At 67.4% G+C, this 24221-nt stretch carries 24 protein-coding genes; 15 read left to right on the top strand and 9 right to left on the bottom strand.

Annotated features, from left to right (window positions below; genetic code table 11):
• Positions 1–335: 335 nt before the first annotated feature.
• Complete coding sequence (locus CFB41_RS21560) at positions 336–1670, bottom strand: NAD(P)/FAD-dependent oxidoreductase (protein ID WP_089442990.1); 1335 nt, start codon at positions 1668–1670, stop codon at positions 336–338.
• 269 nt (positions 1671–1939) lie between these two features.
• Positions 1940–4693 (bottom strand): DNA polymerase I, encoded by a 2754-nt coding sequence (gene polA, locus CFB41_RS21555; protein ID WP_089457812.1) that lies wholly within the window; start codon positions 4691–4693, stop codon positions 1940–1942.
• A 1-nt stretch (position 4694) separates the two neighbouring features.
• Between polA and CFB41_RS21550 the strand changes: the two genes are divergently transcribed.
• Together CFB41_RS21550 and CFB41_RS21545 are read left to right on the top strand one after the other, a co-directional pair.
• Positions 4695–5453: a TIGR00730 family Rossman fold protein gene (locus CFB41_RS21550; RefSeq protein ID WP_069259466.1), complete on the top strand. Its 759-nt coding sequence runs from the start codon at positions 4695–4697 to the stop codon at positions 5451–5453.
• Between the two features lie 391 nt (positions 5454–5844).
• A complete protein-coding gene (locus tag CFB41_RS21545) occupies positions 5845–6141 on the top strand; it encodes a hypothetical protein (RefSeq protein WP_089457811.1) in 297 nt (98 codons plus the stop codon).
• A gap of 204 nt (positions 6142–6345) precedes the next feature.
• Here the strand turns inward: CFB41_RS21545 and CFB41_RS37655 are convergent, their stop codons facing one another.
• Positions 6346–6543, bottom strand: coding sequence for a hypothetical protein (locus CFB41_RS37655; protein WP_105749919.1), 198 nt, complete (start codon positions 6541–6543; stop codon positions 6346–6348).
• A gap of 279 nt (positions 6544–6822) precedes the next feature.
• A complete protein-coding gene (locus CFB41_RS21540; protein WP_089442993.1) occupies positions 6823–8349 on the bottom strand; it encodes an AMP nucleosidase in 1527 nt (508 codons plus the stop codon).
• 129 nt (positions 8350–8478) lie between these two features.
• Between CFB41_RS21540 and CFB41_RS21535 the strand changes: the two genes are divergently transcribed.
• From CFB41_RS21535 to CFB41_RS21515, 5 genes are all read left to right on the top strand, one after another.
• Positions 8479–8874: a hypothetical protein gene (locus CFB41_RS21535; protein WP_021160838.1), complete on the top strand. Its 396-nt coding sequence runs from the start codon at positions 8479–8481 to the stop codon at positions 8872–8874.
• A gap of 101 nt (positions 8875–8975) precedes the next feature.
• Positions 8976–9974 (top strand): homoserine kinase, encoded by a 999-nt coding sequence (locus tag CFB41_RS21530; RefSeq protein WP_089442994.1) that lies wholly within the window; start codon positions 8976–8978, stop codon positions 9972–9974.
• Positions 9965–10774 carry a BPSS1780 family membrane protein gene (locus CFB41_RS21525; RefSeq protein ID WP_089442995.1) on the top strand — a complete coding sequence of 270 codons (810 nt, stop codon included), beginning with the start codon at positions 9965–9967 and terminating at the stop codon, positions 10772–10774. The genes CFB41_RS21530 and CFB41_RS21525 overlap by 10 nt, the downstream gene beginning before the upstream one ends.
• A 190-nt stretch (positions 10775–10964) precedes the next feature.
• Entirely contained in the window at positions 10965–11417 is a 453-nt protein-coding gene (locus CFB41_RS21520) for a MarR family winged helix-turn-helix transcriptional regulator (protein WP_089457810.1), read from the top strand.
• Between the two features lie 156 nt (positions 11418–11573).
• A complete protein-coding gene (locus tag CFB41_RS21515) occupies positions 11574–11993 on the top strand; it encodes an organic hydroperoxide resistance protein (RefSeq protein ID WP_011355825.1) in 420 nt (139 codons plus the stop codon).
• A 113-nt stretch (positions 11994–12106) separates the two neighbouring features.
• Here the strand turns inward: CFB41_RS21515 and CFB41_RS21510 are convergent, their stop codons facing one another.
• The gene (locus CFB41_RS21510) at positions 12107–12283 is read right to left on the bottom strand and encodes a DUF3563 family protein (protein ID WP_069251078.1); all 177 of its coding nucleotides are present in this window, start codon (positions 12281–12283) and stop codon (positions 12107–12109) included.
• Positions 12284–12364: 81 nt separating this feature from the next.
• The gene (locus CFB41_RS21505) at positions 12365–13474 is read right to left on the bottom strand and encodes a PHB depolymerase family esterase (protein WP_089457809.1); all 1110 of its coding nucleotides are present in this window, start codon (positions 13472–13474) and stop codon (positions 12365–12367) included.
• 248 nt (positions 13475–13722) lie between these two features.
• Between CFB41_RS21505 and CFB41_RS21500 the strand changes: the two genes are divergently transcribed.
• The 4 genes from CFB41_RS21500 to CFB41_RS21485 all read left to right on the top strand — a co-directional run bounded on the left by CFB41_RS21500 (position 13723) and on the right by CFB41_RS21485 (position 16804).
• Entirely contained in the window at positions 13723–14421 is a 699-nt protein-coding gene (locus CFB41_RS21500; RefSeq protein ID WP_089457808.1) for a phosphatase PAP2 family protein, read from the top strand.
• A gap of 137 nt (positions 14422–14558) precedes the next feature.
• The gene (gene modA, locus CFB41_RS21495; protein WP_089457807.1) at positions 14559–15359 is read left to right on the top strand and encodes a molybdate ABC transporter substrate-binding protein; all 801 of its coding nucleotides are present in this window, start codon (positions 14559–14561) and stop codon (positions 15357–15359) included.
• Positions 15360–15369: 10 nt separating this feature from the next.
• The gene (gene modB / locus CFB41_RS21490) at positions 15370–16047 is read left to right on the top strand and encodes a molybdate ABC transporter permease subunit (RefSeq protein ID WP_089457806.1); all 678 of its coding nucleotides are present in this window, start codon (positions 15370–15372) and stop codon (positions 16045–16047) included.
• 55 nt (positions 16048–16102) lie between these two features.
• On the top strand, positions 16103–16804 hold the full coding sequence (locus tag CFB41_RS21485) for a sulfate/molybdate ABC transporter ATP-binding protein (RefSeq protein ID WP_089432358.1): 702 nt from the start codon (positions 16103–16105) through the stop codon (positions 16802–16804).
• A gap of 167 nt (positions 16805–16971) precedes the next feature.
• Here the strand turns inward: CFB41_RS21485 and CFB41_RS21480 are convergent, their stop codons facing one another.
• The 3 genes from CFB41_RS21480 to CFB41_RS21470 form a co-directional block, all read right to left on the bottom strand.
• A complete protein-coding gene (locus CFB41_RS21480) occupies positions 16972–17808 on the bottom strand; it encodes a TOBE domain-containing protein (protein WP_089457805.1) in 837 nt (278 codons plus the stop codon).
• Positions 17809–17857: 49 nt separating this feature from the next.
• On the bottom strand, positions 17858–19492 hold the full coding sequence (locus CFB41_RS21475) for a CHAD domain-containing protein (protein WP_089457804.1): 1635 nt from the start codon (positions 19490–19492) through the stop codon (positions 17858–17860).
• A 126-nt stretch (positions 19493–19618) separates the two neighbouring features.
• Positions 19619–20002 carry a tautomerase family protein gene (locus CFB41_RS21470; protein ID WP_011355834.1) on the bottom strand — a complete coding sequence of 128 codons (384 nt, stop codon included), beginning with the start codon at positions 20000–20002 and terminating at the stop codon, positions 19619–19621.
• Positions 20003–20117: 115 nt separating this feature from the next.
• Between CFB41_RS21470 and CFB41_RS21465 the strand changes: the two genes are divergently transcribed.
• The 4 genes from CFB41_RS21465 (at position 20118) to CFB41_RS21450 (ending at position 24207) form a co-directional block, all read left to right on the top strand.
• On the top strand, positions 20118–20975 hold the full coding sequence (locus tag CFB41_RS21465; protein ID WP_089443002.1) for a LysR substrate-binding domain-containing protein: 858 nt from the start codon (positions 20118–20120) through the stop codon (positions 20973–20975).
• A 41-nt stretch (positions 20976–21016) separates the two neighbouring features.
• Complete coding sequence (locus CFB41_RS21460) at positions 21017–21940, top strand: DMT family transporter (RefSeq protein ID WP_089457803.1); 924 nt, start codon at positions 21017–21019, stop codon at positions 21938–21940.
• 67 nt (positions 21941–22007) lie between these two features.
• Positions 22008–22787 carry a sensor histidine kinase KdpD gene (locus CFB41_RS21455; protein ID WP_089457802.1) on the top strand — a complete coding sequence of 260 codons (780 nt, stop codon included), beginning with the start codon at positions 22008–22010 and terminating at the stop codon, positions 22785–22787.
• A 76-nt stretch (positions 22788–22863) separates the two neighbouring features.
• Positions 22864–24207 carry a hemolysin family protein gene (locus tag CFB41_RS21450; RefSeq protein ID WP_089443005.1) on the top strand — a complete coding sequence of 448 codons (1344 nt, stop codon included), beginning with the start codon at positions 22864–22866 and terminating at the stop codon, positions 24205–24207.
• Positions 24208–24221: the final 14 nt, after the last annotated feature.

Below are 24221 nucleotides of genomic sequence, written 5' to 3'. Positions count from 1 at the left end.
ACCCCGCCGCGAACGGAAACCCGGACAAGATGCCCAATAATCCGTTGTCGCGTCAACTGTCGGATATGTAAGACTCGATTACGGCGTGTTGATTCGGCCCGTCGATCGTCGCGCCAAACACCGCGGGCGACCCGTCGAATCGCGACGCAACAGCCCGCATGCCGATCGCCGTTGCGCGATCGGATGCTTGCCGATTGAAACGAAAAACGCGCGGTCGATTTGGCCCGTCACACGCCGGCACGAGGGCCCGACTGCCCAACTACTCGCAAGGAACAACGGGCGGAGACCACGCACGACATGCGCACTCTCCGCCCGCTTCCCGCGCGAACGCGCGCTCAGTGCAGCTTGACGCGCGGCAGCGTCGTACGCCGCAGCCAGTGCGCGACCGTGTCGAGCATCATGCGCGGATAGCCGTGCAGCGCGGCGATGTGCATCCGGTACAGCGACATGTACATGAAGCGTGCGAACAGCCCCTCGATCAGCATGTTGCCGCCGATCAGCCCGCCCATCAGGTTGCCGACCGCGCTGAAATGGCCAAGCGACACGAGCGAGCCGAGGTCGCGATAGGTGAATTCGGGCAGCGGGCGCCCGTCGAGCCGGCAGCCGATTGCCTTCAGCAGGAAGCTCGCCTGCTGGTGCGCAGCCTGCGCGCGCGGCGGCACGTTGCGCTCGTTGCCGGGCCATGCGCATGCCGCACAATCGCCGAGCGCGAACACGTTGTCATCGGTGAAGGTCTGCAGCGTGCGGCGCACGTCGAGCTGGCCGAGCTTGTTGACCTGGAGGCCATCGAGATTGGCGAGCACGGCCGGCGCCTTGATGCCCGCGGCCCAGACCGTCAGGTCGGCCCGCACCGTCTTGCCGCTCGCCGTATGGACGGCCCCGGGCGCCACCTCGGTCACGCGCTCGGCGAGCATCAGCCGCACGCCGATCTTTTCGAGCAGTTCGGCCGTCGCCGACGACACGCGCTCCGGCAACGCCGGGAGGATCCGCGGCCCCGATTCGATCAGCACGATGCCGACGTCGTGCCGCGGGTCGAGCTTGTGCAGCCCGTAGGCCGACAACACCTGCGCGGTGTTACGCAGTTCGGCGGACAGCTCGACGCCGGTCGCGCCGCCCCCGACGATCGCGACCTGGATGCGCGGCTCGGCCGCTTCACCCGGCGCGGTCGGCGCCGGCGCCTGATGCTCGGCGCGCATGCACGCGGCGATCAGCCGCTTGCGGAAGCGCTCGGCCTCGCCAACGGTATCGAGCGCGATCGCGTTTTCCGCTGCGCCCTGTACGCCAAAGAAGTGAGTCGTGCTGCCGATCGCAATCACGAGCGTGTCATATTCCAGCTCGCGCGCCGGCAACAACTCCTCGCCGTCGCTGTCGTTGATGGGTGACAGCGTGATGCGCTTCGCCGCGCGGTCGAGCCCGGTCAACCCGCCCTGCTGGAACTCGAAGCCATGCCAGCGCGCCTGCGCCGCGTATTCGAGCTCCTGCGTGAACGGATCCATGCTGCCGGCCGCGACCTCGTGCAGCAGCGGTTTCCAGATGTGGGTCGGATTGCGGTCGACGAGCGTGACAAGCGCACGCGCGGGACGATTGCCACGCGCGCCGTAACGGTCGCCGAGCCGCGTCGCCAGTTCCAGGCCGCCCGCGCCTCCACCTACGATGATGATCCGATGCATCTGTTCCCCCTTTGCGATTCGAAACTGCTGCCGCCGGACGATGCGAACGCGATGCATTCGCGCGACCCGGTGGATTAACCGGTTCGGACATCATCGATGTGCAGTTCGAAGCACTTCGATGCGCCCGACTCGGAACGCGGGGCGCGCTGCCCCCGTGTCAATGACATGCATTGTCCGGGAGCTTGCGCGTTGACCACAAGCAAACCATCTCGATATTCAGCATCCCTGCAACAATATGCCGCAGGAATCGGGAACCGCGCAACGGTGCGTCAGTGTGCCTCTTCCCAGTTCGCGCCGGCGCCCACTTCGGCCACCAGCGGCACCTTCAGCTTCGCCACGCCGCACATCATTTCGGGCAGTTTCTCGCGCACCAGCGACAGCTCGCCGTCGGGTACCTCGAGCACCAGTTCGTCGTGCACCTGCATGATCATCCGCGACGCGAGCTTGTCGCGCGTGAGCCAGTCGTCCACCGCGATCATCGACAGCTTGATCAGGTCGGCCGCCGTGCCCTGCATCGGCGCATTGATGGCCGCGCGCTCCGCCGCCTGGCGGCGCGGGCCGTTGCCGCCGTTGATCTCGGGCAGCCACAGGCGGCGGCCGAAAACGGTTTCGACGTAACCCTTCTCCTTCGCAACCGCGCGCGTGTCTTCCATGTACTGCGCGACACCCGGGTAGCGGGCGAAATAGCGGTCGATATAGAGCTTCGCCGCATCACGCGTGATGCCGAGGTTCGACGCGAGCCCGAATGCGCTCATCCCGTAGATGAGCCCGAAGTTGATCACCTTCGCAATGCGGCGCTGGTCGGAATTGACCTCCAGCGGTGTCACGCCGAACACCTCGGCGGCCGTCGCGCGGTGGATGTCCTCACCCTGCGAGAACGCGCGCAGCAGCGACGCGTCGCCCGAAATGTGCGCCATGATCCGCAGTTCGATCTGCGAATAATCGGCCGACACGATCCGGTGGCCCGGCGACGCGATGAACGCCTCGCGAATCCGCCGGCCTTCGGCCGTGCGCACCGGAATGTTCTGAAGATTCGGATCGTTGGATGCCAGGCGGCCCGTGACCGCGACGGCCTGCGCGTAATTCGTGTGCACGCGGCCCGTTGACGGGTTCACCATGCGCGGCAGCTTGTCGGTATAGGTCGACTTCAGCTTCGACAGCCCGCGATGCTCGAGCAGCAGCTTCGGCAGCGGATAGTCTTCGGCCAGCTTCTGCAGCACTTCTTCGTCGGTCGACGGCGCGCCGCTCGGCGTTTTTTTCACGACCGGCAACTGCAGCTTTTCGAAGAAGATCTGCCCGATCTGCTTCGGCGAGCCGAGATTGAATTCGCCGCCCGCCAGTTCGTATGCCTGCGCTTCGAGCTCGATCAGGCGCGTCGCGATTTCAGTGCTCTGCGCCTGCAGGCGCGCATCGTCGATCAGCACACCCGTGCGCTCCATCTTGCGCAGCACGAGCGACACGGGCATCTCGATGTCGCGATACACGCGCAAGAGGCCCGGTTCGCGCGCAACCTGCGGATACAGCGCGTGATGCAGTTGCAGCGTGATGTCCGCATCTTCGGCCGCATATTCGGCGGCCTGCGTGAGCGCGACTTCGTCGAAGCCGATCTGCTTCGCCCCCTTGCCGGCCACGTCTTCGTACTTGATCGTCTTGACACCGAGATGACGCAGCGCGAGGCTGTCCATGTCGTGCGTGCGATGCGATTCGACCACGTACGATTCGAGCAGCGTGTCGTGCTCGATGCCGTTCAGCGCGATGTCGTAGTTCGCGAGCACCTGTGCGTCGTACTTCAGGTGCTGGCCGACCTTCTTGCGATCGGCCGACTCGAGCCACGGCTTCAGGCGCGCGAGCACTTCGTCGAGCGGAAGCTGTTCGGGCATGTCGGGGCCGCGATGCGCAACCGGCAGATACGCCGCCTTGCCCGGCTCGACCGAGAACGACAGGCCCACGAGCCGCGCGAGCATCGGGTCGAGCGCGGTCGTCTCGGTGTCGAATGCGGTGAGCTCGGCCGCGTCGATCTTCGCGAACCACGCGTCGAATTGCTCCCAGGTCTGGATCGTGTCGTATTCGCGCACGATGTCGGCCGCCACCACCGGCGCCGGCTCGCCTTCCGGCGCATCGGCGCCGCCGCCTTCCGCCGGCGCGCTGTCGACTTCGCGCAGCCAGGTCTTGAAGCCGTAGCGCGCGAAGATGTCGCGCAGCAGGTCGCGCGCTTCTCCGTCGGTCTTCAACGACGCTTCGATCGATTCGAGATGCGGCGCGAGATCGCAGGCCGTCTCGACGGTCACGAGCTTGCGGCCGAGCGGCAGGAAGTCGAGCGCGCGGCGCAGGTTGTCGCCGACCACGCCCTTGATGTCGCCCGCATGCTCGATCACGCCGTCGAGGCTGTCGTACTGCGCCAGCCATTTCACGGCCGTCTTCGGCCCACACTTCTCGACGCCCGGCACGTTGTCGACGGTGTCGCCGATCAGTGCGAGGTAGTCGATGATGCGCTCCGGCGGCACGCCGAACTTCGCGATCACGCCGTCGCGGTCGAGCGTCTCGTTGGTCATCGTGTTGACGAGCGTGACGTGGTCGGTGACGAGCTGCGCGAGATCCTTGTCGCCGGTCGACACGATCACGTTCATCCCGTGCCGCTCGGCTTCGCGCGCGAGCGTGCCGATCACGTCGTCGGCCTCGACGCCTTCGACCATCAGCAGCGGCCAGCCGAGCGCACGCACCGCGCCGTGGATCGGTTCGACCTGCAATGCGAGGTCGGGCGGCATCGACGGACGGTTTGCCTTATAGTCGGCATAAAGGTCGTCACGGAACGTCTTGCCCTTTGCATCGAACACGCAAGCGCTATACTCTGCACTGACTTCCTTGCGCATACGGCGCAGCATGTTGATGATTCCGTAGAGCGCTCCGGTCGGCTCCCCGCCAGGGCCACGCAAATCAGGCATCGCATGGTAAGCCCGATACAGATAGCTCGAACCGTCAACCAATAGCAGGGTCTTACCTTCCAGATTTCGTTCTTCAGGCATTATGAACAAGAGAAAAGTGATTCCGAGTCTGCGTTCGCTCGCAGATCAAGAACGCGCGACGGCCAAGAAGGCGCGCGCATCGTGGCAGATGTTCACGATTATGGCAGAGTTTATCGAGGCGACCGAGTACCTGTCGGAGATCCGCCCGGCTGTCAGCATCTACGGTTCTGCCCGCCTCAAGCCCGACACGCCGCACTACAAGCTCGCCGTGCAGATCGCGCGCAAGCTGTCCGACGCCGGCTTCGCCGTGATCTCCGGCGGCGGCCCCGGCATCATGGAAGCGGCGAACAAGGGCGCGCACGCCGGTAAAGCACCGTCGGTCGGCCTCAACATCGAGCTGCCGCACGAGCAGGCCGGCAACCACTACCAGGACATCTCGCTGCGCTTCCGCCACTTCTTCACGCGCAAGGTCACGTTCGTGAAGAATTCGGATGCGGTGATCGTGATGCCGGGCGGCTTCGGCACGCTCGACGAGCTGTCGGAAGTGCTCACGCTGATCCAGACGAAGAAGTCGCGCCTCGTGCCGATCATCCTCGTCGGCAGCGAGTTCTGGAAGGGGCTGCTGCAATGGTTCCGCGACCAGCTGATTCCGATGGGCCTCATCAATCCGGAAGACATGGACCTGATGCAGGTGATCGACGATCCCGACCAGGTGCTCGACGCGGTGCTCGCGTTCTACGAGGACAGCGGCGAGGAAGAAGGTTCGGACGATGACGGCCATCCACCGCGCCCCGAAGAAGACCGGATGTTCTACCTGTAATCCATCCATGACGACCGCCGGTCCGACGGCCGGCGTACCGCTTCCCGCGCGGCAGGCATGGCGATCCCGCCACCTGCCGCGTGTCACTTTGTAACGCGCCATTAATCGCGCTTCGCGTGCCGAGCGCCGCCGAATGTCAAATCCGCGCGGCCGGTGCCGTGCGGCGCGCGCCACATCGTCCGCACGCGCGGGCCGCCATTGTCAAATGACGCGCCCCGACGCCGGCACCCCTCGCCTGCCGGCCGCCAATCCGCCGTAACAAACCCGCCTCGCGTTTTCCGTCGCGCGCCAGCACACTGCAGGTGTCGGCGCGGCGTTCCCCCGGTGGAACGGTCCCCCTCGCTTCCATCGCGTCGCGCCGGCCTTTTATAACGACACCACGGAAAAGAACATGCAACGCTCGCTGATCGCCCTTGCCTTCGCCGGCCTCGGCCTTTCGCTATCCGGCCTCGCCCACGCCGTCAACGTCGACGTCAACATCGGCACGCCCGCGCCGGTCGTCGTCGCGCCGGCGCCCGTCGTGGTCGCCCCGGCGCCCGCGGTGATCGTCGGCTGGCATGGCGATCGTTACTACGACGGCCACCGCTACTGGGAACGCCGCGATTGGGAAGATCACCAGCGTCATCGCGGCCACGACGATCGCGGCTATCACTGCCCGCCTGGGCATGCGAAGAAGGGTGAGTGCTGAGCCAGCGGCCTTGCCGCGTTGAGCCGCCTGTACCGCGAATCGGCGATCTGCCGACGCAGGCGCGCTCTTCTATCGAGCCGCCCTGAACGGGCCGAAGGGGCGTAGTCGAAGCCGCGCCGCCGCGCCCTCGACGCGCTCCGTTCTCTGTCGCTCTTCAACCGGCGAACGAGGCGCACCCAAGGATGGGCGCGCCTGTTTCACGGCTTACTTAACGATGTAGCACCAACACGGCATGGGTTTGCTCGGGCCGACCACTGCGACGGGTTTGCAAGGATCGGACGGGCCGAGCACGGCTTCTCGTTCGCAAGGCGGCTGCGGCTTGGATGGACCGATCACCGCTTGGGCCATGGCCGACAGCGAAGCAGTGAGCATCAGGGAAGCCAGCAGGATTTTGATTTTCATCGGATTTGTCTGCTCTCGATATTATAGGAATCAATTGGATCGGCTGTGCACCGTTCCTTCGTGCGGGCGTCGGAGAACGCCACGCAGAAGAGCATATTCTCGATGACAAGGACAAAACCATAGGACAACTTCCAAATTGGAGACCGTGGCCGCGTCCGAGTACGAAGGCCACATTGCGGCCACGACGAGTGTCCACGCGACCGGATGGGTGACGCAGGCGCGCGCCTGCCGCCGTGAAGCCCGGCAGCGCCTCGCCCCCCCCCATACCAGTCATGCGCGTTACTGAAACGCCACTTCCGCGAAGCTCCGCAGCTTCCGGCTATGCAGCTTGTCGAGCCCGTTCGTGCGCAGGATCTCCATCGCCTTCACGCCGATCTGCAGATGCTGGTCGACCTGCCCGCGATAGAACGTGTCGGCCATGCCCGGCAGTTTCAGCTCGCCGTGCAGCGGCTTGTCCGACACGCACAGCAGCGTGCCGTACGGCACGCGGAAGCGGAAGCCGTTCGCGGCGATCGTCGCGCTTTCCATGTCGAGCGCGATCGCGCGGCTCTGCGACAGGCGCTGCACGGGTTCGCGATGATCGCGCAGCTCCCAGTTGCGGTTGTCGACGCTCGCGACCGTACCCGTGCGCATCACGCGCTTCAGTTCGACGCCATCAAGCTGCGTGACCTCGGCCACCCCGCGCTCGAGCGCGAGCTGCACTTCGGCCAGCGCCGGAATCGGCACCCACAGCGGCAGGTCGTCATCGAGCACGTGATCCTCGCGCACGTAACCGTGTGCGAGCACGTAATCGCCGAGACGCTGCGTGTTGCGCAACCCCGCGCAGTGACCGAGCATCACCCATGCGTGCGGACGCAGCACCGCGATGTGATCGGTGATCGTTTTCGCGTTCGACGGGCCGACGCCGATGTTGACCATCGTGATCCCGCTGCCGTCCGCGCGCTTCAGGTGATACGCGGGCATCTGCGGCAGGCGCGGCGGCGCGTTGCCCTCGGCCGGCTCGCTGCCGAGGTTCGCGTTGTAGGTGACGACATCGCCCGGCTCGACGAACGCGCTGTACTGGCTCCGGTATGCACGCACCTCGGGATCGTCGCTCTCCGTCATCACCGTGCGGCCCAGCTTCACGAACTCGTCGATGTAGAACTGGTAGTTCGTGTACAGCACGTAATTCTGGAAATGCGTGGGCGACGTCGCCGTGTAGTGGCGCAGCCGGTGCAGCGAGAAGTCGACGCGCGCGGCCGTGAACAGCGCGAGCGGATGCGGCTCGCCCGGCGCCGGCTCGAACGTGCCGTTGACGATGCGGTCGTCGAGATACGACAGGTCGGGCGTATCGAAGATGTCGCGCATCGCGAGCAGGCGGTCGCGGTCGAGCTCGCCCTCGAGATGGATGCCTTCCGGAAACGCGAAATGGATCGGAATCGGCTGCGACGACACGCCGATCTCGATCTTCACATGGTGGTTCTTCGCCAGCAGGCGCAGTTGCTCGCGATAGTAGTTCGCGAAGAGATCGGGGCGCGTGACCGTCGTCTCGAATACGCCCGGGCCCGCGACGAAACCGTACGAGCGGCGCGAATCGACGTGCGTGTTGACGTCGGTGCGGATCCGCACGAACGGGTAGCACGCGCGCACGTGCTCGGTAATCGATTCGTGGCGGCGATAGCGGGCGAACGCATCGCGCAGGAAGCCCGTGTTCGTGTCGTAAATGGCGGACAGCCGCGCGACGGCGGCGATCGGATCGTCAAAAGCCTCGACCGACGGGCTTTCGGGCGTCAGCACTCGGTGTCGGCGGCTCAAATCGTTCTTCATTTTGATTACCTCGTCTGATCCGACGACATTACCACGGAACCCGGTCGCCCTTATGGCTGCCCCTACGCACGCGAGGGCCGGATGGGGCGCAGTATTTGCTAAAATCGGTGGGTTCACTGGAGACTCATCATGAAGCCGCTCATTCTCGTCGTCGCTGCCGCCGCGTTTGCCGCCGCCAGCGCCGCTTACGCCGCCGGCGGCACGCCTGACGCCGACGCGCAGGCTCGGGCCGAGGCCAACGAGGCCGCCGGCCTGCCGGATCTCCGCAAGATCAACCGGCCGGGCGCCGAAGTCACGTCGAAAGTCGACTTCGCCGACATCCGCCGCACGCCGAGCTTTCACGAAAAGAGCAAGAACGGCACCGAAGTCACCGAGTACCGCGATCGCGGCAAGCCGGTCGAGATCGACGTGAAGTCGAACTTCGGCACGCGCTACCAGATGAGCTCGACGCCCGACACGTCGCCGAAGCCGCACGACGCGGGCATCCCGATCACGCGCCTGCCGTCGCTGAACCTGCGCTACTGATTCCGTGGCGCGCGGCACCGAACGCCGCGCGCCGCCTCCCTTCACCTGATGTCGCGACGCACGCCGCCCGCGTGCCGACACCCTGACCTGACGCATCCCGCATGGCCGTTTTCACTGCTGTTTCCGACTCCGATCTCGCGCAATGGATGCGCCACTACGAACTGGGCGACGTGCTTGCGTTCCGCGGCATTCCGTCCGGTATCGAAAACAGCAACTTCTTCCTGACGACGACGCGCGGCGAGTACGTCCTCACGATCTTCGAAAAGCTCACGGCGGAACAGCTGCCGTTCTACCTCGACCTGATGCGCCATCTGGCCGGCCATGGCGTGCCGGTGCCGGATCCGGTCCCGCGCGACGACGGCGCGCTGTTCGGCATGCTGCACGGCAAGCCGGCCACGATCGTCACGAAGCTCGACGGCTCGGCCGAACTGGCGCCGGGGGTCGAACACTGCATCGAGGTCGGGCAGATGCTGGCGCGCCTGCACCTCGCCGGCCGCGACTATCCGCGCACCCAGCCGAACCTGCGCAGCCTGCCGTGGTGGCAGGAGAACGTGCCGGCGATCGTGCCGTTCATCACGGACGAGCAGCGCGCGCTGCTGGAAGGCGAACTCGCGCACCAGGCCAGCTTCTTCGCGTCGGACGACTACGCGGCGCTGCCGGCCGGGCCGTGCCATTGCGACCTGTTCCGCGACAACGTCCTGTTCGCGCACGCGGCGCCCGGCACCGGCCACGACGTGCGGCTCGGCGGCTTCTTCGACTTCTATTTCGCGGGCTGCGACAAGTGGCTGTTCGACGTCGCGGTCACGGTCAACGACTGGTGCGTCGACCTCGCGACCGGCGTGCTCGACGTCGCGCGCGCCGATGCGCTGCTGCGCGCGTACCAGACGGTCCGGCCGTTCACGGCCGAGGAGCGCCGCCACTGGAGTGACATGCTGCGCGCGGGCGCGTACCGCTTCTGGGTGTCGCGCCTGTACGACTTCTACCTGCCGCGCGCGGCCGAGATGCTCAAGCCGCACGACCCCGGCCATTTCGAACGCATCCTGCGCGAGCGTATCGCGCATACGCCCGCGCTTCCCGAGATCCACACCGCATGCAACTGATCGAAGTGCCCGCCAAAACGGGCTATGTCTGGTTCCGTCAAGGCGTCTGGCTGTTCCGCCGGAACCCGCTCGCGTTCATCACGCTGTTCTTCACGTACCTGCTGGCGATCACGCTGATATCGATGGTGCCCGTGATCGGCTCCGCGCTGCCGCTGGTCTTCATTCCCGGCGTCGCGGTCGGCTTCATGGCCGCGTGCCGCGACACGGTGGCCGGCAAGCCCGTGATGCCGACGATCCTCGTCGACGGCTTCCGCTCGTACGGCACCGTCGCGACCCAGCGGCTGCTCGTGCTCGGCGTGATCTACGTCGCGTCGATGGTGCTCGTGTTCGCCGCTTCGTCGTTCGTGGACGGCGGCGCGCTGTTCCACGTGATGATGGGCGCGGCCGACGAAGCCAGCACGACGCCGGAAGCCCTCGCCGCGCAAGGCACGCTCGGCGCGCTGTTCTTCGCGACGCTGCTCTACCTGCCCGTCGCGATGCTGTTCTGGTTCGCGCCGGTGCTGGTCGCGTGGCATGACGTCCCGCCCGCCAAGGCGCTGTTCTTCAGCGTCGTGAGCTGCTGGCGCAATCGCGGCGCGTTCGTCGTGTACGGCGTGCTGTGGTTCGCCGTCGCGCTCGGCACGTCGCTCGCGCTGTCGCTGCTGCTGCAGGCGCTCGGCGCCGGCGCCTATGCGCTGACGATCATGATGCCGGTGACGATCATCATCGTCACGATGCTGTACTGCTCGTTCTACGCGACCTATCGCGGCTGCTTCGGCGTACAGGAACCGGGCGCGACGACCACCACGTCGGGCCGCTGAAGCCCCCACGGCCGGCGCGCGGCGCCGGCCCGCCGTTCTCCGCGCCGGGCGGCCTCCCCCGGCATCCCCCTCCCTTCCGCCGCCTCCGTCAGCCACCGGTCATCGCCGATCGCCCCTGTTCATCCCGATCTTTTGCGCGCAAAATAATTTGCGTACAAATTGTTCGCGCGTTCGCCGCGCCGCCCGAATCATGGATCGCCTGCCTCCGCTGCCCCAGACACTCGACGAGCAACTCTGCTTCGCGCTCTACGCGACTTCGCACGCGATGACGAAGGCGTACAAGCCACTGCTCGACAAGCTGTCGCTGACCTATCCCCAATATCTCGCGATGCTCGTGCTGTGGGAACGCGACGACATCGCCGTGAAGGACATCGCCGCGCGGCTCGACCTCGACCCGGCCACGGTCACGCCGCTGCTGAAGCGGCTGGAGGCGCTCGGCTACGTCGCGCGCGTGCGCAGTGCGACCGACGAACGCATCGTGAACGTACTGGTGACGCCAGAAGGTCGTGCGTTGAAGGAGCGCGCGCGCTCGGTGCCCGCCGATCTCTTCTGCGCGATGCAGCAATCCCCCGACTTCCTGGTCAGGCTGCGCGCCGATCTTCAGCAGTTGCGCGACGCGCTCTCGACCGCCAACGAACGCTGACAGCCGAGCCTCGATGAACCGGCCCGACGATACCGGGCCTTTTTCTTCAAAAATTCATTTGCACACAAATCATTTGTGTTCTATTGTTTGTACGTGGCCGGCGACACCGCGTTCGACCGGGCCGCTTTTCCCCCTTTTCCAGACAGGAGCTGCACGATGAACATTCTGTACAAGACCAGCGCCACGAGCACGGGTGGCCGCGACGGCCGCGCGGTATCCGCTGACAACAAGCTGGAAGTGAAGCTGGCCGCGCCGCGCGAACTGGGCGGCACGGGCGCGGAAGGCACGAATCCGGAGCAGCTGTTTGCCGCAGGTTACTCGGCCTGTTTCCTGAGCGCGATGAAATTCGTCGCCGGCCAGGACAAGAAGGCGCTGCCGGCCGACACGCAAGTCACGGCGGAAGTGGGCATCGGCCCGAACGACGCAGGCGGCTTCGGGCTCGACGTCGAACTGCGCGTGTCGCTGCCGGGGTTCGACAAGGCCGACGCGCAAGCGCTGGTCGAAAAGGCGCACCACGTGTGCCCGTATTCGAACGCGACGCGTAACAACGTGCCGGTGCGCCTGACGGTCGTCTGACGCGACACCAGGCCTGGAATGCAAAAAGGGCGCGTGCGGCATGGTGCCGCACGCGCCCTTTTCTGCTGCGTGACTCGCCGGAGCGGCGGACCTGACTGCCCGCCCTGCGCGCTTTAGCGCGAACCGAACGTGTACGGGCGGTTCATCGCCGCTTCGCGATCGATCTTGCGCATGCGGAATTCGAGATCATAGATGTCGGTGGCTTCGGCCAGGTACGCGTCGGCGCGCTCTTTCGAGGCCTTTTCAGCGTTCTTGGTCAGCATCAGGAAGAGGTGGCTCAGCAGGTACATGGTTGATCTCGCAATCCAAAGGTTCTTTGACTAGGGTTTTCCCGAATTATAGGGAAAACCCTAGGCTTTGGCCAGCGTCGATCAGACGGTGCGTCGTTCGGTCGCCACAGTGCGGCGCTGGGTCTCGAAAAAGGCCCAGATCATCGCGCTCGCATCGGGGCCGACCGCCGCGTGGAACGGAACGGCTTCGTCGCCGCCGGCCCACGCATGATCGAGCCCTTTTACATGACAGAGCCGGACGACAGGCTCGCCGTCGCGGCAGACATCGGTGATCTGCGCGCCCGCGTCGCGCGTCTCCACTCGCTCGCCGCCGCGCAACGCGCCGCGGCTGTCGGCCAGCCCGTTCAGGCGCATGAACTGCACCGTCAGCTGGTCGGCATTTTTCGGCGCGACCACGTGGTCACCGTCGCCCTGGACGATCAGCGCCGGCATGCCTGGATACGCGGCGGCATCGACCAGCGCGTCGACGGCCGCCGCCGGATTCTGGCGCACGCCGCGCCGCATCACGTCCATCGCGGTAATGCCCGAGGTCGCCTCGCCGAGCGCCGGGCCCGAATGCAGCGCCACCGCCGCGAAACGGTCCGGATGGTGCAGTGCAAGAAGCGACGCGAGACCCGCGCCGGCCGACAACCCCGCGACATAGACACGCGACGCGTCGAAACCGTGTTCGTCGACGAGCGCGTCGACGAGCGACGCCACCGCGTCCGCCTCGCCGCGGCCCGCGCGGTCGGTGTCTTCATACCAGTGCCAGCAGCCGTGCGCATGCGCGCGCAGCGACTGCTCCGGATACAGCACCGCAAAGCCGTGCTTGTCGGCCAGCAGGTTCATCCGCGTGCCTTGCACGAATTCGTCGACGGACTGCTGGCAGCCGTGCAGCATCACCACGAGCGGCATCGCGCCACGCCGGCGGCCGGGCGGCACGTAAAGGCCGTACGCGAGATTCTGGACGAGGCGCCCAAGCGCGGGGGCCATCGGATGTTCGCCGCGCGTCCACTCGCCGGCCGCCCATGCGGCCGCGCGCGGTCGCACGCGCGATTCACGCGGCGGGGACAGATCGGATACGGCGGCGGAGGCCGCGGCCTCGAGTGCATCGCGTGTGATGCGCTGTGCATCGCGCGCCGAGCGCTTGGCGGCCGGAGACAGCATGCGTTTCATGCCGCCCAGCCACACCTTGGTCAGACTTTTGGTCATCGATCGGGCTCGCAGTCAGGAAAAATAGGGGCACCACAGCGGATGCATCGTTCGTCTTTGTGCAATGCACCATAACATTGTTTCTCGGACTTTTCCTGCACGCGGATCGTTCCCGGCCCCGCAAAAAACGGGGCTCATGCGCACGCGGCGCTATACTGGGGCTTCGCCGCTTGTATCCGTTGTAGTCGTTCTTTCCGGCTCGCGCGTTGATTTAAGCATCTTCCCCGCCTTCGTTCGTCCCCTTCCCGATGTTCGACCGGTCGTCTCACCTGTGGATCATGATCACCGCGTTCGGCGGCGCCGGCCTGACCTTGCCGCTCGCGATCACGATCGCCGTCTGGCTCGCGCTCGGCTACTCGTGGCAGCGCGCGGCCGCGTGGCTCGGCGTGCTCGCGGCCGCGATCGGCGTGGTCGCGCTCACGAAGATCGCGTTCCTCGGCTGGGGGATCGGCATCCGCAAGTGGGATTTCACGGGGTTCAGCGGCCATGCGATGCTGTCGACGTCGGTCTATCCGGTCGCGATTTTCCTGGCACTGATCCGCACCCGCACGCCGGTGCGACTCGCCGGCATCGCGCTCGGGCTCGCAGCCGGCGTCGCGGTCGGCGTGTCGCGCGTCGCGCTCGACGCCCATTCGCCGTCCGAATCGATCACCGGCTGCATCGTCGGCGCGATCGCCGCGATCGCGTTCATCGCCGGTTCGTGGCGCGCGGTGCCGCACCGCTGGTCGGTGCCCGCGGTCGTCGCAAGCCTCGCGCTCGTCACCGTGGCGCTGCACGGCATCACGGTGCCGTCGCATCGTTGGGTCACCAAGGTGGCGCTGCAACTGTCGGGCCACGAGCGTCCGTTCGTCCGCGCGCGCTGGAAGGCCAATCCGAACTATCGCCCCGCATCGCAGCCGTCGTCGCTGCAGCGCACCCAGTCGTCGCCGCATACGCTCCGTACGTGACCGGCTACCCGGCCGTCGCGTTCGCCACTTTTCACGTCTGACCATTACATGCGCACCATCGCATGAGCGGTATGTCGAGCGTTATAACCCGCCCTATATTACGATTACGGTTTCCATCCATTCAAAACGAATCCACCATGCGCTCAACCGTCCGTCCGCTTCGCCGCACCCGGCTTCGCCTGCTGCCGATCGCCACGCTTGCCGCTGCCGGTATCGCGTTCAGCGCGCCCGCTTCGGCCGCCGACGAACTGGTCGTGTCGGCCGCGGCCAGCCTGACGAACGCATTCAAGGCCGTCGGTGACGCGTACGAGAAGCAGCATCCGGAGACCAAGGTGCTGTTCAACTTCGGCGCGTCGGACGTGCTGATGCAGCAGATCGCCAAGGGCGCGCCGGCCGACGTGTTCGCGTCGGCCGACCAGAAGGCGATGGATCGCGCGGCGGACGAAAAGGTGATCGTGCCCGGCACGCGTCGCGATTTCGCGGCGAACTCGCTCGTGCTGATCGTGCCGGCGGACAGCAAGGCTGCCGCGCCGACGTCGCTGAACGACCTGACCGCGCCCGGCGTGAAGCGCATCGCGTATGGCGACCCGGCATCGGTGCCGGTCGGCCGCTACACGGAAGGCGCGCTGCGCGCGGCCGGCGTGTGGGATGCCGTCAGCGCGAAGGGCGTACTGGCCGCCAACGTGCGCCAGAGCCTCGACTATGTCGCGCGCGGCGAAGTCGAGGCGGGCTTCGTGTTCGGCACCGACGCCGCGATCATGCCGGGCCGCGTAAAAATCGCGCTGACGGTGCCGACGAAAACGGCCATCACCTATCCGATCGCCGTGGTCAAGGACAGCCGCCACGCCGCGCAGGCGCAGTCGTTCATCGACTTCGTCGCGTCGCCGCAGGGCCAGGCCGTGCTGGCGACGTTCGGCTTCAAGCCCGCAGGCAAGTGAGCGTAGCGCGATGCAAGACGCCTGGGTACCGCTGCTGCTGTCGTTGAAGGTTGCCGGGTGGGCAACCGCGCTCGACATCGTGCTCGGCGTCGCGGCCGCGTTCATGCTCGCGCGCTGGCGCTCGCCGCTGCGCGACGTCGTCGATTCCGTGCTGACGCTGCCGCTCGTGCTGCCGCCGACGGTACTCGGCTATTACCTGCTCGTGCTGCTCGGCCGGCGCGGCGTGTTCGGCGCGTGGCTCGACACGCTCGGCATCGAGCTCGTCTTCACGTGGCAAGGCGCGGTGATCGCATCGATGGTCGTCGCGTTTCCGCTGATCCTGAAGTCGGCACGGGCGGCGTTCGAAGGCGTGGATCCGCACCTCGAACGCGCGGCGCGCACGCTCGGGCTCGGCGAAGTCGCGGTGTTTTTCCGCGTGACGCTGCCGCTCGCCACGCGCGGCATTCTCGCGGGCGCGCTGCTCGCGTTCGCGCGCGCGCTCGGCGAGTTCGGCGCGACGCTGATGATCGCGGGCAACCTGCCCGGCCGCACGCAGACGCTGTCGGTCGCGATCTACGCGGCCGTCCAGGCCGGCGACGACAGCACCGCCAACTTCCTCGTGCTGGTGACGTCGATCACCTGCGTGCTCGTACTGCTCGCGACCGGCTGGCTCGTGCCGTCGCGTGCCCGACGGGGCCAGCTGACATGATGCGCTCGCCTCGTTCATCGTCTTTCGCTATCGAGCGGCTTCGACGGAGGCACGCATGAGCCTCGTCGTCGACATCCGCAAGACCTACGCAAACGCCGAGCGCCGCTTCACGCTCGACATGTCGTTCACGGCAACGACGCAGCGCGTCGTGCTGTTCGGGCCGTCCGGGGCGGGCAAGAGCATGACGCTGCAGGCGATCGCCGGCCTGCTGTCGCCCGACGAAGGCACGATCACGCTGAACGACGAGCCGCTGTTCGACGCCGCGCGCCGCATCGACGTGCCGACCCGCGAGCGGCGCGTCGCGTACCTGTTCCAGGATTACGCGCTGTTTCCGCATCTGAACGTGCGCCAGAACATCGCATTCGGGCTCACGTCGGGGCTGCGCAACCCGCGCGCGAAGACGGTGCCGCCGGAAGTCGCGTACTGGCTGCAGGCGTTCGATCTCGAAGCGCTCGCGGGGCAGTATCCGTCGCAATTGTCGGGCGGGCAGAAACAGCGCGTCGCGCTGGCGCGCGCACTGGTCGCGCAACCGCGGATCCTGCTGCTCGACGAACCGTTCGCGGCGCTCGACGGCGCCATGCGCCAGCGCATGCGTCACGAGCTCGCCGAGCTGCAGGCGCGGCTCGATATCCCGATGGTGCTGATCTCGCACGACCCCGACGACGTCGCCGCATTCGGCGACCAGGTCGTGCAGTTGAGCGAAGGACGCGTGCAGGCGGCTCCGCCGCACGCCGAGTGGCCGACGCGCGTCACCTGAGCGCGCGGGGCCGTGGTCGTGGCAGGCAGGTTGGAGCCTGAGAGAAGCCGCGCGTAGCGGCATAGGCTGAAAGCGGAAACGAAGCCGGTGCCGTGCAGGCGCTGTACGACGCCGGCTTCGCCCCGCCCGTCACACGATCGTCGATGCGCGCCGCCCGGCCTGCTTCGTCAGCCCGTCACCGCAAGAATCACGCTCGACGCCTTGAACAGCGCGATCGCCCGCTCGCCGGCGTCGAGTTGCAACGCGTCGACGCTGTCGTTGGTCACGACGGCCGTCAGCGTCCCGCCGCCGTCGAGCGCCAGCGTCACCTCGCTGTTCACTGCCCCCGCCGCGACGGTTTCCACGCTGCCGCGCAGTTGATTCCGTGCGGACACCTTCAGCTCGTGCTCGCCATCGTCGACCGCGAGCACGACCCACGATGCCTTCACCAGCGCGCAGGCATCCGCGCCGACCTGCAGGCCGAGCGCATCGGCGCTCTCGTGCGTCAGCACGGCAACGATCGACTGTCCGCCGGGCAGCGTGAGCGTGACCTCGTCGTTGACGGTGCCGCGCACGATCGATGCGACCTTGCCGAACCACTGGTTGCGGGCGCTGGTCTTCATCCCGATCCGGCCGATCAGCGCCCAGTCGACGTCGAATCCGGCCACGGCCGCGCTCGCGGCCTCGATGAACCGGCGATGCTCGCGCTCGATCGTGCGGAACGCGGCGATCAGCGACGTCGCGCGCGGCGTCAGCGTCGTACCGCCGCCGCCCTTGCCGCCCGTCGAACGCGCGACGAGCGGTTCGCCGGCAAGATTGTTCATCGTGTCGACCGCATCCCACGCGGCCTTGTAGCTGAGGCCGACGGCCTTCGCCGCGCGCGTGATCGAACCGGTGTCGCCGATCGCCGCGAGCAACGCGATGCGCGTGGCGCCGCCGAGTGTCTGCTCGCCGGCGCGCAGCCACAGCTCGCCGCCCAGTTCGAGCGGTTCGGCGGACGAAAAAGCATGAGGTGCGTCGGTCATCGGGATGCGTAGGGGAAATCGGGCGGCCATTATAGTCAGCGCGTGCCGGTCAACCCGGCTTGCCGTCGAGCTTCGGCGGCCGCAGGCTGGCCAGCAGCGTCTCGGCGTCGCGCGCCGCGCGCTGCTCGAGCGCCGCGCCGTAGCCCCGCACGAACCCGAGCTGGTACGGCGGCGCAGCCAATTTTTCGAGGTGCTGCAGCGCGACCATCGTGTCGTTCGCTTCGCCGAGCACGCTCTGCACGCGCGCGAGGGTCTTGACCGTCTCGGTGCGCGTGCGGCGCGACGCCAGCGATGCGAAGAATTCGAGCGCGTAGCGCAGCCGCTTCGCATCGATCCGCACCTGATGGCGCGCGGCCGTGTCGAGCGACGTCAGCGACGGTGACGCGTACAGATGGCCGAACAGCCGCCGCACGCGCTTCGTCGCGTGGCGCCGCAGCGAAGGCGCGTCGCCGTCCTCGGCCGGCGGCAGCGCCAGCGAGCTCAGCCACTCGAGCCAGCCGAGCGTCAGCCGCGCATAGCGAGCCGAATGCAGCGCCTGGCGCAACTCGGCGCGCGCGGCCGCGCACTGCGCGCGCGCGGCGTCGAGCGTACCGTTCCACTCACCGTCGCCGCCGTCGGCCGCGATCAGCGCGGGCAGGCTTTCGGTCGCGAACACGTCCCAGTCGCGCACCGTGCCGAGCAGCGACGCAAGCCAGCGCAGGTCGATACCGAGCGTGTCGCGCCACTGGCGGTCGGTAAAGCGCGGAAAGAAGCGCATCAGCGTACGCAGGCGGCGCAGCGCGACACGCATCTGGTGCACGAATTCGGGATCGTCGTGCTCGAGCACCCCGCCCTCGTTGCCGAGCCACTGCGCGGTGATGTCGCCGGCCAGCGCGAACAGCGCGGTGCGCTGCGAGCGCACGCCGGTCAGGTCGACGGGCTTGGCCTTGACGGGCCCGTCGGCGGCCGGCTCGGCCGCGCACGCGCGATCGATCACGCTCGTCAATTGCACGAATGCGGGCCACGCACCGCTCAATTCGCGGGCCGCTGCAAACAGCGCATGCAGCGCGGCAGTGCGCGCGGGCAGTGTCTCCCAGTCGGGCGCCGCAAGGCGCAGCTCGACGAAGCGGCGCGGCGGCTCGCTGCCGCGATGCAGCGTGACGTCGTCGAGCGTCATCTCGACCACGACGCCGGAATCGTCGGCCCAGCGCCCGCGCCGCCGTTCGCTGACGACACGCAGCGCCGACGACTCCGGCTGCACGCTCGGGGCCGGGGGCACCGCGGCGTCGGGCGCAACGCCATCCACTTCGTCTGCCGGTGCATCGGCATCGGCCGCAGCGGCCGCCTCGGGCACGGGCAGCGGCATCGCGACGGCGATACCCTCATGCTCCGCGTCGAACAGTTCGCGCGCCGTGACGCCTGGCGCAAATACCGTCGTGCGCGACGCGACCACGCGCCTGCCGTGCGCATTCGACTCGACCCACGTCCACCAGCTTGCGCCGGGGCTCGACTCGGCCTCCTCGATCTGGCATGGCTCGATCGTCACGCGCTCATGGCCGCGGCGCATCCGGACCTGCGGGCAGATCCTCCACGCCCGCACGAGTTCGGCGCCGAAATCACGCTGCGCCCCCCGGGCGCGACTCGCGGCCTTGACCGGCCACCCTTCCAGCGACAGCGACAACACGATTTCCAGCACACGCGACATGGAGGCTCCTGCACATGAAGAAGCGCCGGCGCATCGTGCGCGCCGGCGTCGACCGTGAAGCTCCTTCCATAGTACACGTCGTCAAAACTCGCCGGCGACGATCTGGCCCTGTCGGGCTGTCACAGGTCAAACGGCGTATTGCGCGAGGCCGTTGCCGAACGACCAGTCCTCCTTCAGCACCTCGACAAGACTGATGAATACGTCCTGCTGCCGCACGCCCGGCTGCTGCGCGAGGTTGTCCGCGATCGCCCGGTACAGCGCCCGCTTTTGCTCGAGCGTACGCGTGTTGTTCGCGGTGATCTGGATCATCACGAGATCGTCGCTGCGTTCGATATCGAGGTAGTGACGACCGAACACGAAATTCTCGGCCGCATGCTCGGTGACGACCATGAAGATGTCGTCCTCGGGCACGTTGAACGTGTGCATCAGCGCGCGATGCACGCCGTCGACGAGCGCCGCACGATAAGCGGCCGGCTTGCCTTCGCGCACGGCGATACGGGTGAATGGCATGGTCCTGCTCCTGTCGGTGAAGGTGACGTTGAAGAACGGAAACACAGCGTCAGGTTAGGCGCGCCGAACTATAATGAACAGTCATCGATGAATATTTCATCCATTTACATCGAAAATGAAAGTCCTTGATCTCGATGCCGTCCGCGCGTTCGTGCTGGTCGCCGATCTCGCCAGCTTCACGCGCGCCGCCGATGCGCTCGGCACCACCCAATCGGCCGTCAGCCTGAAGCTGAAGCGGCTGGAGGCCCACCTCGGCAAGCCGCTGCTCGCGCGCACGCCGCGCATCGTCAAGCTGGCCGCCGACGGCGAGAATTTCCTGCCGGCCGCCCGCGCGCTGCTCGATGCGCACGATCATGCGCTGGGCGCGATCTCGGCCGGTACGCACCGGCTGTCGCTCGGCGTCAGCGAGCACGTCGCCGTGCCCGACCTGCCGGCCGTGCTCACGAGCCTGCATCGGCAGGATCCCGGGTTGTCGCTCGAAATGCATCTCGGCACGTCGACGAACCTGCTCGCGCAATACGACGAACGCCGGTTCGATGCGGTGATCGTGCGGCACGAGCCGGGCGAAGACCCGCCGCGCGAAGACGGCACGCTGCTGTTTTCCGAACCGCTGGCCTGGCTCGCCGCGCCGGACTGGGTGCCGCGCGCGGGCGAGCCGCTGCCGCTGGCGGTGCTGGCCGGCCCGTGCGGCGTGCGGGCCGCCGCGCTGCGCGCGCTCGACCATGCGGGGCGGCCGTGGCGCGAGCGCTTTACGGGCGGCGGCGTGGCGGCGGTCACGGCCGCCGCCGCCGCGGGGCTCGCCGTCTGCCCGCTGGCGCGGCGGGTCGCGCCGCGCACGCTGGTCGACGTCGGTGCGAAATTCGGGCTGCCGCCGCTGCCGCTGTCGCAGGTCGTGCTGTATTCGCGGGTACGCGACGCCCGTGCCGGCGCCGCGTTGCGCAGGTTTGCCGACAGCCTTGCAATCTCGGCGTAAACTAACGGGTTTCGCCGCCCGCAATCTCCAGAAGAATTCCAATGAAGCCCGACGCCCGCAAGCACCTCCGAGCCAACCTGCTGATGCTCGCCGCCGCCGCGATCTGGGGTTCGGCTTTCGTCGCGCAGCGACTGAGCCTCGACGTGATCGGGCCGTTCCTGTTCACGGGGCTCCGCTTCCTGCTCGGCGCGCTGGTGCTGGTGCCGCTGCTGATGCTGAACACGGCGTCGCGCACGCAACTCGCGGCGATCCGCCGTGAGCCGGCGCTGCTGCTGCCGGGCCTCGCGCTCGGCGGGCTGCTGGCGGTGTCGATTTCGCTGCAGCAGATCGGCCTGCAGTACACGCGCATCGCCAACGCGGGCTTCATCAGCTCGCTGTACGTCGTGATCGTGCCGCTGATGGGTGTGTTCGCCCGTCACCGGATCGGCCCGGGCACGTGGTTCGGCGCGCTGCTCGCGTCGATCGGCCTGTATTTCCTCAGCATCAACGAGCAATTCTCGGTGCTGTACGGCGACTGGTTCCAGCTCGCCGGCGCCGTGATCATCGCCGCGCACGTGATGGCCGTCGGCCATTTCGCGAAGCGCCACAATCCGCTCGTGCTCGCGTTCATGCAGTTCGTCGTGTGCGGCGTGGCGTGCCTCGCGGTCGGCCTCGTCATCGAGCCGGTCAGCGGCACGATGCTGCGCAACGCGCTGCCGACGCTGCTGTACGGCGGCCTGCTGTCGGTCGGGGTCGGCTATACGATGCAGGTCGTCGCGCAACGCGACGCGGCGCCCGCGCACGCGGCCGTGATCTTCAGCATGGAAGGCGTGTTCGCGGCGATCGCCGGCTGGGCCGCGCTCGGCGAAACGCTGACGCTGCGCGCGCTCGTCGGCTGCGCGCTGATGCTGGCCGGCCTGCTCGCGTGCCAGCTGCTGCCGAACGGCGACGCCCGGAAAAAGGACGAAGACGCGCTGCCGGCGTGACACGCACCGTCCCTATAATGACGGTTCGCGTGACTTCCACGCCAACCGCTTCCGACAGGCCAGCTCCGTGACGTCCACTACCGTCGATCCCGCCGCCGACCTGCTGCGCGAACGCGCAGCGCATTACGCCACCCAGGCGGCGCTGTTCCTGCGCGACCAGGCGCTCTCCACCGCGTCGCACGACCTGCGCAGCCCGCTGAACGCGATGCATAGCTGGGCGTACGTGCTCGATCGCCAGCTCGCCAACGCCGATCCGAACCTGCAGCGCGCGCTCGCGGGCATCCGCACGGGCATCGACCAGCAGGTTGCGCTGATCGACGACGTGCTCGACGCGCCGCGCGCCGAAACGCGCACGCTCGCCGTCAAGCCGCAGCCGTTCGCGCTGCGCGCGCTGCTCGACGACACGATCGCGCTCGCCCGTTTCGCGCTCGCCGACGCACGACAGGTCGCGCTCGACGCGACGCTGCCGGACGGCGACCTGTCGCTGACCGCCGACCGCGAACGCATCGCACAGGCGCTCTGGACGATGCTCACCACCGCGGTTGAAGCCAGCGCCGCCGGCAGCCGCGTGACGTTTGCGTGCGCGCGCGACGGCCTGCAGTTCACCGCGCGCGCGACGTGTACCGTCAACGCCGACGCACTCGCCGATCCCGTGCAACCGCATGCATTCGAATCGTTCGCACGACGCGAGATGCTGCGCGAGCGCGACGCCAAGCGCGTCGCCTGGACGCTCGCGCTTTGCCAGCGCGTCGCGCTCGCACACGGCGGCACGTTCGCGCACGACGCGTTCGCCGATGGCGCCACGGCCACCATCACGCTCTCCGTCCCCGGTGAGGCGCCGGTGTAAGCAATCGGCCGCCCGTCACATTACAAATTCCTTTCCGGCTCTATACTGATGGGCCTGTCATAACCGGAGTGTTTCTTTGTTACAGATCTTCGCGCTCATCGGCGCGTTGTTCCTGGTGGCCCTGAACGGGTTCTTCGTCGCGGCCGAATTCGGCCTGGTCAAACTGCGCGCCACGCGCGTCAAGACCCTGGCCCGCAAGCACGGCTTGCGCGGCCGCATCCTCGGCATCGTGCACGGCCGACTCGACGCGTATCTTTCCGCGTGCCAGCTCGGCATCACGCTTGCGTCGCTCGGCCTCGGCTGGGTCGGCGAACCGGCCTTCGCGCAACTGCTCGGCCCGCTGCTCGACCTGATCGGCGTGGAATCCGAACGTGTCGTGCACCTGATCTCGCTGGTGTTCGCGTTCTCGCTGATCTCGTTCCTGCACATCGTCGTCGGCGAGCTGGCGCCGAAATCGATGGCGATCCGCCAGCCGGAAAAGATCGGCCTGTGGGTCGCGCTGCCGCTCTATGCGTTCTACTGGGCGATGTATCCGGCGATCTGGGTGCTCAACAACAGCGCCAACGCGGTGCTGCGGCTCGCGGGGCTGTCCGCCGACCACGGCAGCGACGCCCACTACTCGACCGACGAGCTGAAGCTGATCCTGCGCAGCCGCCGAAGCACGGCCGGCAATCCGGCCCAGCCGGCGCGCGGCACGTACAGCAACGACGAGTGGAACACGCTCGCGCATTCGCTCGACTTTTCGTCGATGACGGTGTCGGACCTGATGCGGCCGGCCCATGAAATGATCGGCCTGCGCCGCGACCTGCCGCTGCCCGACAACATGGAAATCGTCGCGCGGCACCGCTTCAGCCGCTATCCGCTGTTCGAGGATGCGTCGCGCGAACAGGTGAGCGGGCTGATCCACCTGAAGGACCTGCTGCTCGCGCGTCACGCGGGTGCGGCGCTGGAAGACCTGTCGGACTACGTCCGCCCGGTGCAGTACGTGCGGCCCGACACGCCCGCGCTCGACCTGTTCCGCCGCTTCCGCAAGGGCGCACCGCACTTCGCGCTGGTCGGCAACAAGGGCGAGAAGCCGATCGGCTTCCTGACGCTCGACAACCTGCTCGGCGCGCTGGTCGGCCAGATCCACGACGAGTTCCGCCAGGGCGACGCCGACTGGACCCGCCTCGACGACGGCACGCTGATGGGCAAGGGCAGCCTGCCCGTCGTGTCGCTCGAACAGGCGCTCGGCATCGACATCGACGAAGGCCGTGCGGAATCGGTCGGCGGCCTCGTGATCCAGGCGCTCAGCGACCTGCCGACCGAAGGGCAGCGCGTGTCGTTCGACCGCTTCGACGTCGTCGTGAAGAAGATGAACGGGCCGCGCATCGTGCTCGTGCGCGTCTACCCGAAGATCTCGAAAGAGGCCGACGAATGACGGCCGCGCTGCGC

This window comes from Burkholderia sp. AU33803 (assembly GCF_002223095.1).
Classification (GTDB): domain Bacteria; phylum Pseudomonadota; class Gammaproteobacteria; order Burkholderiales; family Burkholderiaceae; genus Burkholderia.
This window is presented reverse-complemented; position numbering and strand designations above follow the sequence as displayed.